11 protein-coding genes and 1 tRNA gene are annotated in these 11,997 nt (G+C 69.3%); 11 read left to right on the top strand and 1 reads right to left on the bottom strand.

Annotated elements, in window-relative coordinates:
- Positions 1–62 precede the first annotated feature (62 nt).
- The 4 genes from ilvC to serA all read left to right on the top strand — a co-directional run bounded on the left by ilvC (position 63) and on the right by serA (position 3,757).
- Positions 63–1,088 (top strand): ketol-acid reductoisomerase, encoded by a 1,026-nt coding sequence (ilvC, locus tag AB0O93_RS14870; protein WP_363344631.1) that lies wholly within the window; start codon positions 63–65, stop codon positions 1,086–1,088.
- A gap of 96 nt (positions 1,089–1,184) precedes the next feature.
- On the top strand, positions 1,185–1,664 hold the full coding sequence (locus AB0O93_RS14875; RefSeq protein ID WP_363344633.1) for a DNA polymerase III subunit gamma/tau: 480 nt from the start codon (positions 1,185–1,187) through the stop codon (positions 1,662–1,664).
- Entirely contained in the window at positions 1,664–2,026 is a 363-nt protein-coding gene (locus AB0O93_RS14880) for a bacitracin resistance protein (RefSeq protein ID WP_363344635.1), read from the top strand. Before AB0O93_RS14875 ends, AB0O93_RS14880 begins: the two co-directional genes overlap by 1 nt.
- A 126-nt stretch (positions 2,027–2,152) precedes the next feature.
- Positions 2,153–3,757 (top strand): phosphoglycerate dehydrogenase, encoded by a 1,605-nt coding sequence (serA, locus tag AB0O93_RS14885; RefSeq protein WP_363344637.1) that lies wholly within the window; start codon positions 2,153–2,155, stop codon positions 3,755–3,757.
- Here serA and AB0O93_RS14890 read toward each other — a convergent pair.
- Positions 3,744–4,325, bottom strand: a complete 582-nt coding sequence (locus AB0O93_RS14890; RefSeq protein ID WP_363344639.1) for a TetR/AcrR family transcriptional regulator — start codon at positions 4,323–4,325, stop codon at positions 3,744–3,746. The genes serA and AB0O93_RS14890 overlap by 14 nt on opposite strands.
- A gap of 75 nt (positions 4,326–4,400) precedes the next feature.
- Between AB0O93_RS14890 and AB0O93_RS14895 the strand changes: the two genes are divergently transcribed.
- The 7 genes from AB0O93_RS14895 to AB0O93_RS14925 all read left to right on the top strand — a co-directional run bounded on the left by AB0O93_RS14895 (position 4,401) and on the right by AB0O93_RS14925 (position 11,873).
- Positions 4,401–5,933, top strand: coding sequence for an MFS transporter (locus AB0O93_RS14895; protein WP_363344641.1), 1,533 nt, complete (start codon positions 4,401–4,403; stop codon positions 5,931–5,933).
- Positions 5,934–5,942: 9 nt separating this feature from the next.
- Complete coding sequence (locus AB0O93_RS14900; RefSeq protein WP_363344643.1) at positions 5,943–6,995, top strand: 3-isopropylmalate dehydrogenase; 1,053 nt, start codon at positions 5,943–5,945, stop codon at positions 6,993–6,995.
- 47 nt (positions 6,996–7,042) lie between these two features.
- A complete protein-coding gene (locus AB0O93_RS14905; protein WP_363344645.1) occupies positions 7,043–8,149 on the top strand; it encodes a branched-chain amino acid aminotransferase in 1,107 nt (368 codons plus the stop codon).
- Between the two features lie 7 nt (positions 8,150–8,156).
- Positions 8,157–8,933, top strand: a complete 777-nt coding sequence (locus AB0O93_RS14910; RefSeq protein ID WP_363344762.1) for a fumarylacetoacetate hydrolase family protein — start codon at positions 8,157–8,159, stop codon at positions 8,931–8,933.
- Positions 8,930–10,198 carry an MFS transporter gene (locus AB0O93_RS14915; RefSeq protein WP_363344647.1) on the top strand — a complete coding sequence of 423 codons (1,269 nt, stop codon included), beginning with the start codon at positions 8,930–8,932 and terminating at the stop codon, positions 10,196–10,198. Before AB0O93_RS14910 ends, AB0O93_RS14915 begins: the two co-directional genes overlap by 4 nt.
- A gap of 11 nt (positions 10,199–10,209) precedes the next feature.
- Positions 10,210–11,718: a glutamate--tRNA ligase gene (gene gltX, locus AB0O93_RS14920; RefSeq protein WP_363344649.1), complete on the top strand. Its 1,509-nt coding sequence runs from the start codon at positions 10,210–10,212 to the stop codon at positions 11,716–11,718.
- 83 nt (positions 11,719–11,801) lie between these two features.
- A tRNA-Gln gene (locus AB0O93_RS14925) sits at positions 11,802–11,873 on the top strand.
- Positions 11,874–11,997 lie beyond the last annotated feature (124 nt).

Consider the following 11,997-nt stretch of genomic DNA (forward strand, 5'->3'; position numbering starts at 1 on the left):
GGTCGTTGGGCGGGTGCGGCGCGATCGAACGACCAACTCTCGATACAAGGAGAACCACGAAGATGGCTGAAATCTTCTACGACGACGACGCCGACCTGGCGCTGATCCAGAGCAAGAAGGTCGCGATCGTCGGCTACGGCTCGCAGGGCCACGCCCACGCTCAGAACCTCCGGGACTCGGGTGTCGAGGTCGTCATCGCGCTCAAGGACGGCTCGAAGTCCGCGCCGAAGGCGGAGGAGGACGGCTTCCGCGTCCTCTCGGTCTCGGACGCCGCGGCATGGGCGGACCTCATCATGATCCTGGCGCCGGACCAGCACCAGCGCGGGATCTACAACGACGAGATCAAGCCCCACCTCTCCGAGGGCAAGGCGCTCGCCTTCGCGCACGGCTTCAACATCCGCTTCGGGTACATCCAGGCGCCGGAGGGCGTGGACGTGATCCTCGTCGCCCCCAAGGCCCCCGGGCACACCGTCCGTCGCGAGTACGTCGCCGGTCGCGGCATCCCCGACATCATCGCGGTCGAGCAGGACGCCTCGGGCACCGCGTGGGACCTGGCGAAGTCGTACGCCAAGGCGATCGGCGGCACCCGCGCCGGCGTCATCAAGACCACCTTCACCGAGGAGACCGAGACCGACCTGTTCGGCGAGCAGGCCGTCCTCTGCGGTGGTGTCTCCCAGCTCGTCCAGTACGGCTTCGAGACCCTGACCGAGGCGGGCTACCAGCCGCAGATCGCTTACTTCGAGGTGCTGCACGAGCTGAAGCTGATCGTGGACCTCATGTGGGAGGGCGGCATCGCGAAGCAGCGCTGGAGCGTCTCCGACACCGCCGAATACGGCGACTACGTCTCCGGACCGCGCGTCATCGACCCCCGCGTCAAGGAGAACATGCAGGCGGTCCTGGCCGACATCCAGTCGGGAGCATTCGCGGAGCGTTTCATCGGCGACCAGGACAACGGCGCGGTGGAGTTCCAGGAGCTTCGCGCGAAGGCGGCGCAGCACCCGATCGAGGAGGTCGGCAAGGACCTCCGGGCGCTCTTCGCCTGGAAGCAGCAGGACTCCGACTACACCGAGGGCAGCGCCGCGCGCTGACCTCCCTTACGTCCGGCGCACACGTCCGGCGACTCCGGCTCCCGCCCCCGCATCCAGGGGCGGGAGCCTTCTTCGTCGCCGCGCTAGGCTGAGCGGGTGAACGCGAGAGCCGACGACGACGCCCTGAGCTGGTCGGGGGACGACGATCCCACACTGGACGTCGGCTCGGAGGAGTCTCCGGCTCTTCCGCCCGGATACACGGCGGTCGGTCGCGGCAGCGGCGGGACGACGGACCCCTCGGAGGTACCGCCCCCATCGTCCTCGCCCGACCCGGACCGGGAGGTTTCGGCCGGCGGTACGGGGAACGCGGCGCTGGTCGCCGTCGGTGTCCTGGGTGGGGTGTATCTGCTCTATGCCATCGGCTGGCTTCTCGGCGGACTCCGGCTGCAGGAGCGCATCACGCCCGACGCGATGCTCGTCGTGAGCACGGCTCTCGCCGTCGCGGCGCCGGCGATCTGGTTCGGCGTGGTGCTCCTCCTCACCCGAACCGCCCCCCGATGGGCGCGGTTCGCCTGGCTGCTCGCGGGGGCGCTCATCCTCGTTCCCTGGCCGTTCCTCACGATCGGACCCGTGTGATGACCGAAACCGCACCGCCGACGCAGGCGCGGCCCCACGCCCCCCTGTGGCTCATCGTCGCGATCGCCGCGGCCGCGGGGCTCTTCTTCGCCTACGCCGTGTGGAGCGCGGTGGGCAATCTGATCCAGACCGTGGCGTTCTACGGCGAGGCGGGCTTCAGCCTCAACGCCCTCGGATGGTTCGTCTGGCTCTTCGCCGCGATCTTCCCGGTCCTCGTGTGGTCGGTCGCGTTCGCCCTCGGATTCCGCCGGCGCGCCCATGAGCTCGCGCTGATCATGCTGGTCGGGCTCGCGCTGGTCGCGGTGTTCTGGCTCAACGTCCTGTCCTACGTGTCGCTGAACACCTCGTCGCTCCTCAACTGATGCGTCACACGTGCGGGCGAAGCGCGAGCCCGCGCTAGGCTTGCTGGCGGCCCGCCGCGCGCCCGCTGCAGGCGCGGCATCCTGCACCGCCCTGCGCCGTCGCGCTCTGCCCCGAAGGAATCACCTGTGACGAAGCCTGTCGTCCTCATCGCCGAAGAGCTCTCTCCCGCCACGATCGACGCCCTCGGGCCCGATTTCGACGTGCGCCACGTGGACGGGACCGATCGCCCCGCGCTCCTCTCCGCCCTCGCGGCTGCGCAGGCGGTCTTGGTGCGATCGGCGACGAAGATCGACGGCGAGGCTCTGGCCGCGGCGCCCGGTCTGAAGGTCGTCGCCCGCGCCGGTGTCGGGCTCGACAACGTCGACATCAAGGCCGCCACGACGGCGGGCGTCATGGTCGTCAACGCGCCGACGTCCAACGTGATCTCCGCCGCCGAGCTCACCGTCGGCCACATCCTCAGCATCGCCCGTCACATCCCCGCCGCCCACGCCTCGCTCGCCGCGGGGCAGTGGAAGCGCAGCTCCTTCACGGGAACCGAGCTGTTCGAAAAGACGGTCGGGATCTTCGGGCTCGGCCGCATCGGCGCTCTCGTCGCCGAGCGTCTGCGCGCCTTCGGCGTGCGTGTGGTCGGCTACGACCCGTACGTCACTCCGGTCCGCGCGCAGCAGCTGCAGATCGAGCTCCTCTCGTTCGACGAGGTCCTCCGTCAGAGCGACGTGATCACCGTGCACATGCCCAAGACCCCCGAGACGACCGGCATGATCGGCGCCGAGCAGCTGGCCATGATGAAGCCGACCGCCGCGGTCGTCAACGTCGCCCGCGGCGGCCTGATCGACGAGCAGGCGCTGTTCGACGCGCTCACCGACGGCACGATCGCCGCGGCGGGTCTGGATGTCTTCACCGCGGAGCCGCCGTCGGCGGACTCCGTCGCCGCCCACCTGGTCGCCCTCCCCAACGTCGTCGCGACACCGCACCTGGGGGCGAGCACGGACGAGGCGCAGGAGAAGGCCGGCGTGTCGGTCGCGCGGTCGGTGAAGCTCGCCCTCGAGGGCGATCTCGTCCCCGATGCGGTGAACGTCGCCGGTGGCGTCATCGACCCCTTCGTCCGTCCCGGCATCGCTCTCGTGGAGAAGCTCGGTCAGTTCTTCACGGCGCTCTCTCCGGCGGCGTTGACCAGCCTGGACATCGAGGTGCGCGGCGAGCTCGCCGCCTACGACGTGAGCGTCTACCGTCTCGCGGCGCTCAAGGGCATCTTCACCAACGTCGTCAGCGACACCGTGTCCTACGTCAATGCGCCCCTCTTCGCCGAGCAGCGTGGCATCGAGACCCGCCTCATCGTCGAATCCGAGAGCCCGCTGTACCGGAACATCACGACCCTCCGCGGCACGCTGTCGGACGGCTCGGTCCTCACGGTGTCCGGCACCCTCGCGGGTACGCGCATGATTCCGAAGGTGGTCGGGATCAACGACTACGAGATCGAGGTCGCGCTCGCGCACCACCACGTGGTGATGCGGTACGCGGATCGTCCCGGAATCGTCGCCATCTACGGGCAGAAGCTGGGAGCGGCGGGCATCAACATCGAGGCGCTCCAGGTGGCGCAGCCGGACGGATCCGGTCGCGCGCTGTCCGTCCTCACCGTCGGCGCGTCCGTGCCGGAGGAGATCCTCGACGAGATGCGCGAGGCCACGGGGGCCGATCTCTTCCGTCAGATCGAGATCACCGAGGACTGATCGCGGGCGACGGGCCATCATGGCCGCCGCGTGAGGCCTCCTCCACGAGGGCGATGAGCGCATCGAGCTCCGGTCCCTCGGGGACCGGCCCGGGGATCGACCCGCCGGCGAGCGCGTTGTTGAAGTAGAGGCCGTCGCTGACGAGCATCACGAGATTCAGGGCTGTCTCGTCGCGCGCATGCGGACGCAACACGCGCGCCCACTCGTCGCGGATGGCGCGGAGGGCGTCGCCCGCAGCGTCCTTCCCGCCCTGCGCGAGTCGCGACGCCGCGAGGATCGCCCGGTCCAACGGGTCGTTCTGCATGATCGAGGACCGCAGGAAGTAGGCGATCGCACCGTCCTCCGCGGACTCGATCGCGGCGACATCCTCGGCGACGAGGATGCGGAGACGCTCGAGGAGCGCGCCTTCCAGCGCTTCCTTCGATGCGAAGTGGTACAGCAGGCCTCCCTTGGAGACGCCCGCGGCGCGCGCGGTGGCGTCCATCGTCGCGGCACGATCACCGTCGTCGACCAGGATCGCCTCGAACGCGTCGAGGACACGTTCCTTCGCAAGCGGGGGACGACTCATGCTGTCGATCGTATCGACGGGATCTCCGGCATCCTGATACTATACCGGCTGGACGGTATAGAAATTGGAGTGTCGATGAGTACCGAGACGATCACCGCTGCGATCCGGGCCGAGAAGACCCAGCGGGTCGGATGGCGCGGCTGGGCGGCGCTGATCGTCCTCATGCTGCCGGTGCTGCTCGTGTCGGTCGACAACACCGTGCTGAGTTTCGCCCTGCCGGCGATCGCCGTCGACCTCGCGCCCACGAGCGCCCAGCAGCTGTGGATCATCGACGCCTACCCGTTGGTCCTCGCGGGACTGCTTGTGACGATGGGGACGCTCGGAGACCGGTTCGGACGACGGCGGATGCTGATGATCGGGGCGACCGGGTTCGCCGCGGTCTCGGCCCTGGCTGCGTTCGCCCCTACGGCAGGCCTCCTCATCGTCGCTCGCGCCGCGATGGGTGTCTTCGGCGCGATGCTCATGCCCTCGACCCTCTCCCTCCTGCGCAGCATCTTCACCGATCGCGATCAGCGCCGTTTCGCCATCGCGATCTGGGCGTCGATGTTCTCAGCGGGGGCCGCGCTCGGTCCGATCGTCGGCGGCATCCTCCTGGAGCACTTCGGTTGGGGTTCGGTCTTCCTCATGGCCGTGCCGGTGCTGATCCCGCTCCTCGTCCTCGCACCCCTCCTGGTGCCCGAGAGCCGCGACCCGAAGCCCGGGCGTATCGACGCCGTCAGCATCGTCCTGTCGATGGCCACCATGGTGCCGATCGTCTACGGGATCAAGGAGCTCGCTGTCTACGGCCTCGCCAGCGTCGCGCCGGTCCTCTTCGCCGTGGGGGTGGGCTTCGGAGTCCTGTTCGTCCGCCGGCAGCTGCGCCGCCCGCAGCCGATGCTCGACGTCCGGCTCTTCCGCAACCCGACGTTCAGCGGCGCGCTCCTGGTGAATCTGCTGAGCGTGGTCGGCCTCGTCGGCTTCCTCTTCTTCGCGGCGCAGTACCTCCAGCTGATCCTCGGGCTGAGCCCGATGAACGCCGGCGTGGCGCTGGTGCCGGGGCTCGCCGCGATGATCGCCGCCGGGCTCCTGGTCGTCCCGATCGCCCGCCGGGTCGCGCCGCGGATCGTGGTGCCTATCGCCCTGCTGTTCTCGGTCGGCGGTTATGTCGCCGTCTCCCGGATGGGGGAGGGCGGGAGTCTCCTGCTGCTGGTGGTCGCCTTCGTGTCGCTCGGCATCGGGATCGGTGCGGCCGAGACGGTCTCCAATGAGCTGGTTCTGGCCAGTGCGCCCCCCGCGAAGGCGGGGGCGGCGAGCGCGGTCTCGGAGACCGCCTACGAACTCGGAGCCGTCCTGGGGACAGCCGTGCTGGGTGGCATCCTCACCGCCCTCTACCGGGCGAACCTCGTCGTCCCCGACGGCATCACGGGGGAGCCCGCGACGGCGGCGCGCGAGACCCTCGCCGGTGCCTCGCAGGTCGCGGCGACCGCCGATCCGTCGCTGGCTGCAGCGCTCACCGACGCCGCCGGCACCGCCTTCAGCGCCGGTGTCACGGTCACGGCACTCATCGGCGCGGGCCTCGTCGTGATCGCCGGCGTCATCGCCGCGGCGACGCTGGGGCGACGCCAGTAATCTGGGGGGATGCCGCGCATCGTGAAGCTCGCCGTCATCCCCGGAGACGGCATCGGACCCGAAGTCATCGCCGAAGCCGTGAAGGTGCTGGAGGCGGTGGTCGAGGGGAGCGACGTCCGCTTCGAGCGCACGACGTTCCGCCTCGGCGCCGATCGCTACCTCGCGACCGGAGACACACTGACGGACGCCGACCTCTCGGCGATCGCGGCGCACGACGCGATCCTCCTCGGGGCGGTGGGCGGTGTGCCGGGCGACCCTCGCCTGACGGACGCGAACATCGAACGCGGTCTGCTCCTGAAGCTGCGTTTCGAGCTCGACCACTACGTGAACCTGCGTCCGTCGCGGTTGTATCCGGGCGTACCCGGCCCCCTCGCGGACCCCGGAGAGATCGACTTCGTCGTCGTCCGCGAGGGTACCGAGGGGCCCTACGTCGGGAACGGCGGAACGATCCGCAGGGGAACGCCCCACGAGGTCGCGAACGAGACATCCGTGAACACCGCGTTCGGGGTCGAGCGCGTGGTGCGCTTCGCCTTCGCGCAGGCGCAGCGCCGCCGCAAGCGCCTGACGCTCGTACACAAGACCAATGTCCTCGTCCACGCCGGCGGGATCTGGAAGAGGATCGTCGACACGGTGGGCGCGGAGTTCCCCGAGGTCGCCGTAGACTACCTGCACGTCGATGCGGCCACGATCTTCCTGGTCACCCACCCTGCTCGTTTCGACGTGATCGTCACCGACAACCTCTTCGGCGACATCCTCACGGACCTGGCCGGCGCCGTCACCGGTGGCATCGGCCTCGCCGCTTCGGGCAACATCAACCCCGACGGCACGTTCCCGTCGATGTTCGAGCCCGTCCACGGCTCGGCGCCGGACATCGCCGGTCAGGGCATCGCCGACCCCACGGCGGCGATCCTCTCCACCGCCCTCCTGCTGGAGCACCTCGGCTTCGCCGAGGACGCATCCCGCGTCACCCGGGCGGTCGAGGCGGACATCGCCGCGCGGAGCGGGGGAGCCCGGTCCACCTCCGAGGTCGGTGACGCGATCGCCGCCCGCCTCGGGGCGTAATCTGAGCACAGTCGACGCCGCCGACGACCCGACATCCAGGACGTGAAATGACCCTCATCGACACCGACACCGACACCGGACTGCCGCCGCTGGACTTCAGCGTCTCGCGCAACCTCAACGCCGCCTCTGCTGAGGTGCGAGCGGAGGTGCTGGCCAATCCCGGCTTCGGCACGCGCTTCACAGACCACATGATCGACATCTGCTGGTCGGTCACCGGAGGGTGGCACCGTCCGCGCGTGCAGCCCTACGGCCCCCTGGCGCTCGACCCGGCAGCGGCGGTCCTCCACTACGGGCAGGAGATCTTCGAGGGCATCAAGGCCTACCGTCACGCGGACGGCTCGATCCACACCTTCCGCCCCGACCAGAACGGCCGGCGTCTGCAGCGTTCCGCCCGCCGGCTGGCGCTCCCCGAACTCCCCGTCCCGTACTTCATCCAGTCGCTGCGCGAGCTGATCGCCGTCGACGGGGACTGGGTGCCGTCCGGCCCCGACCAGAGCCTGTACCTCCGGCCGTTCATGTTCGCCAAGGAGGCGTTCCTGGGCGTCCGTCCGGCGCACAAGGTGGGCTATTACGTCATCGCCTCGCCCGCGGGCGCGTACTTCAAGGGCGGCGTCCAGCCCGTCTCGATCTGGCTGAGCGAGGACTACGCTCGCGCCGGCAAGGGCGGGACGGGGGCGGCGAAGACCGGCGGCAACTACGCCGCGAGCCTGCTCCCGCAGTCCGAGGCGTATGAGAACGAGTGCGACCAGGTCGTCTTCCTCGACGCGGACGGCAACGTCGAGGAGCTCGGGGGCATGAACGTCGTGTTCGTCCGTAAGGACGGCACGCTGGTGACCCCGCAGTCGCCGTCGATCCTCGAAGGCATCACCCGTGACTCGATCCTGCAGCTCGCGCGCGACCGCGGCCACCGCGTCGAGGGCCGGGCGGTCTCCCTCGCCGAGTGGCGCGACGGCGTGGCCTCCGGCGACATCGTCGAGGTGTTCGCCTGCGGGACGGCGGCCGTCGTCACGCCCATCGGCATGCTGAAGGGTCGCGATTTCCTCGACGAGCAGCCGAGCGGATCCCTCGCGCTGTCGCTCCGCGAGGAGCTGACGGACATCCAGTACGGACGCCGCGAGGATGTCCACGGCTGGCTCACCCGCCTGGACGCGTGAGGTCGCCGTGAAGATCGTCCGCTTCAGCCACAACGACGCCATCCGCTACGGCATCCTCGACGACGGGGAGCTCGTGGTCCTCGCAGCCGATCCCCTCTTCGCGGGTTTCGACACCACGGGAGAGCGGGTGCCGCTCGGGGATGTGGCGCTCCTCGCCCCGGTGATCCCCCGCTCGAAGGTCGTGTGTGTCGGGCGCAACTACCGCGACCACGCCAGCGAGCTCGGGAACGACGTTCCGGCCGAACCGCTGCTGTTCTTCAAGCCGAACACCTCGGTCATCGGCCCGGGGGATGCCATCGTCCTGCCCCCGCAGTCCGAGCGGGTGGACTTCGAGGGCGAGGTCGCGGCCGTCATCGGGCGGATCGCCAAGAACGTGTCGGCGGATGACGCCCTCGACTACGTCTTCGGATACACCGCTGCCAACGACGTCACCGCGCGCGATCTGCAGCGCAGTGACGGGCAGTGGGCGCGGGCGAAGGGGTTCGACACGTTCTGTCCGCTCGGGCCCGCGATCGAGACGGATTTTGACCCCACCGGGTCGGCACGCCTCCGCACGCGCGTCAACGGTGAGGAACGTCAGAACGGACCGGTCAGCGACATGATCTTCCCGCTCGCCGACGTCATCGCGTACGCCTCCGCGGCGTTCACCCTTCTGCCCGGCGACGTCATCCTGACCGGCACCCCGGCGGGCGTCGGTCCGCTCGCCGCGGGTGACACCGTGGAAGTGGATGTCGAGGGACTGGGCATCCTCCGCAACACCGTGCGCGCGTCGTCACCGGCGTGACCGCGTCGTCGCCGATTTCCGACACCGAGCGCGCCCGCATCCAACGGCGCACCGTGGCGGTGCTCGGCGCCGGTCAGGTGCTCGGCGGTGTGGCTTTCGGGGCCACGCTCTCCCTCGGAGCCGTCCTCGCCGCGGACGTCTCCGGCGACGACGCGTTGTCCGGCCTGGCCACCGCGGCGGTGACGCTGGGGACGGCCGCCGTCGCCATCCCGCTCGCCGCCCTGGCGCGACAAGCGGGTCGACGCGTGTCCTTGACGACGGGTACCGCCGGCGCCCTCGCCGGGGTGGTCGGCGTTATCGTCGCCGCGTCATTCGGGTCTTTTCCGTTCCTCCTCGCGGCGTTCCTCCTCATCGGAGCGGGCCAGGCGGCGAACCTGCAGTCGCGATTCGCCGCCGCCGACCTCGCCACCGACGCCACGCGAGGACGCGATCTGTCCCTGGTCGTCTGGGCGACCACGGTGGGGGCGGTGCTCGGACCGAACCTCGCGGGCCCGGGGGAGACGGTGGGTGCGGCGCTCGGCATGCCGCCCCTCACCGGCGCGTACGTGTTCACCATCGTGGCGCAGGTGCTCGCGATCGTGCTCTACCTCTTCGCGCTCCGCCCCGACCCGCTCGTGCTCGCGATCCGGCTGGACACGGCCGCGACGAGGGGGTCCGGCCGCACCATCGCGGGTCCCGATCGTCCGAGCCTCGCGCGATACGCGATCTTCGCAGTCGCCGCCTCGCACGTGGTCATGGTCTCGGTCATGGCGATGACGCCCGTCCACCTGCTCCATCACGGCGCGGATCTCGTGATCGTGGGCCTGACCCTGAGTCTGCACATCGCCGGGATGTACGCGGCGGCGCCGCTCTTCGGCATCCTGGCCGACCGTTGGGGGCGGCTGCGGACGATCCTCCTCGGACAGGGCATCCTCGCGTCCTCGCTTGTACTCGCTTCCGTCGGGTCGGAGTCCACGTCGGCGGTGACGGTGGCCCTCGTGCTGCTCGGCCTGGGCTGGAGCGCAGCGACGGTGGCCGGGGCGGCGCTCCTCACCGAAGCCTCGACGGAGGATCGGCGCACGCGCCGCCAGGGTATCAGCGACTTCTCCATGAGCTTCGTCGGGGCGCTCGGCGCGATCGGGTCGGGGATCGTCCTGTCCGCGATCGGCTACGGCGGGCTCGCGCTCGTCGTCGGTCTGGCCGTCATCGCGACGGCGGTCCTTGCGGTGCTCGTACGCACCGACCGCGTCGCACCGGTGAAGGGCCGGGCCGAAGCGGGCACCTAGAATTGCAGGCGATGTCTGCCTCAGCCGATCCCCGAACCACCACCGCCACCGGAGCCGATGTCCGTGTGCGATTCTGCCCGTCGCCGACGGGCCTCCCGCACGTGGGTCTGATCCGCACCGTGCTCTTCAACTGGGCCTACGCCCGCCACCACGGTGGGAAGCTCGTGTTCCGGATCGAGGACACCGATGCCGCCCGTGACAGCGAGGAGAGCTACCAGCAGCTCCTCGAAGCTCTGCGCTGGCTGAACATCGACTGGGATGAGGGTGTCGAGGTCGGGGGGCCGCACGCGCCCTATCGTCAGTCGCAGCGCCACGAGATCTACCGCGAGGTGCTGCAGAAGCTCGTGGATGCGGGTGCGGTGTACGAGAGCTACTCGACTGCGGAAGAGATCGACGCGCGCAACGAGGCCAACGGCCGCGCGAAGCAGCTCGGCTACGACAACGTCGACCGGGATCTGACCGAGGAGCAGCGCGCCGCGTACCGCGCGGAGGGGCGTCAGCCCGCCTGGCGCCTGCGTGTGCCGGACGAAGACCTCACCTACGTCGATCTCATCCGCGGTGAGGTGACCTTTCCGGCGGGATCCTTCCCGGACTTCGTCCTGGTCCGAGCGGGCGGTGTCCCGCTCTATCCCTTCGTCAACCCCGTCGACGACGCGCTGATGGGAATCACCCACGTCATCCGCGGCGAGGATCTCATGCCGTCCACCGCGCGTCAGCTCGCGCTCTACCGAGCCCTCGTCGAGGCGGGCGTTACCTCCTTCATTCCTCGCTTCGCCCATATGCCCCTCGTTCTGGGCGACACCGGGAACAAGAAGCTCTCCAAGCGCGACCCGAAGGCCGATCTCTTCCTGCAACGGGAGCGGGGTTTCATCCCCGAAGGCCTGCTGAACTACCTCGCCCTTCTCGGGTGGTCCATCGCACCGGACCGGGACGTGTTCTCCCTCGAGGAGCTCACGGAAGCTTTCGACATCCGTGATGTGAATCCGAACCCCGCCCGTTTCGACCAGAAGAAGGCCGAGGCCATCAACGGGGACCATATCCGGATGCTGCCGCCCGAGGTCTTCGCGGAACGCATCATCCCGTACCTTCAGGGCGCGGGGGTCGTCGATGCGCCTCCGACGGGGGAGCAGGCGCGACTCCTGCGTGCGGCCGCGCCCCTCATCCAGGAACGGCTGCCCCTTCTGGGTGACGCCCCGGGCCTTCTCGGCTTCCTCTTCACGGATTCCGTGTCGTACGAGGACGACGCGATCGCCTCGCTGACCGCGAACGCGGATGAGGTGATCGTCGCCTCCGTGGCAGCCCTCGAGGAGCTTCCGGCGTCCGAGTTCTCCGCAAGCGCGATCCAGGAGGTGCTCGTGTCGGCGCTGATCGACGGACTCGGATTGAAGCCGCGGATCGCGTACGGGCCGTTGCGGGTCGCCGTCAGCGGTCGACGGATCTCTCCGCCGCTGTTCGAATCGCTGGAGCTCCTCGGCAAGGACGCGACCCTGCGGCGCCTCACCGAGTTCGTGAACCGGTGACCCGCCCGGGTGCCGGCCGGTTTGTCCGGTGGTCTGCCGTGGGATAGACTCGATCCTCGGTACGACTTCGGTCGGAACCCCCTTGGGGTATGGTGTAATTGGCAACACGGCTGATTCTGGTTCAGTTGTTCTTGGTTCGAGTCCAGGTACCCCAGCAAGACAGATAGCCCGGCATCCGCTCAGCGGAGAGCCGGGCTTCTTGCTTTTCTGCTTAGGCGTGCCCGTGTGGGTTTCTGTTGTTTCTTCTTGTTTTGGTTTGGTTTCTGTTGTAGCGTGAGG

This window comes from Microbacterium sp. NPDC077184 (assembly GCF_040687055.1).
Lineage (GTDB): Bacteria > Actinomycetota > Actinomycetes > Actinomycetales > Microbacteriaceae > Microbacterium.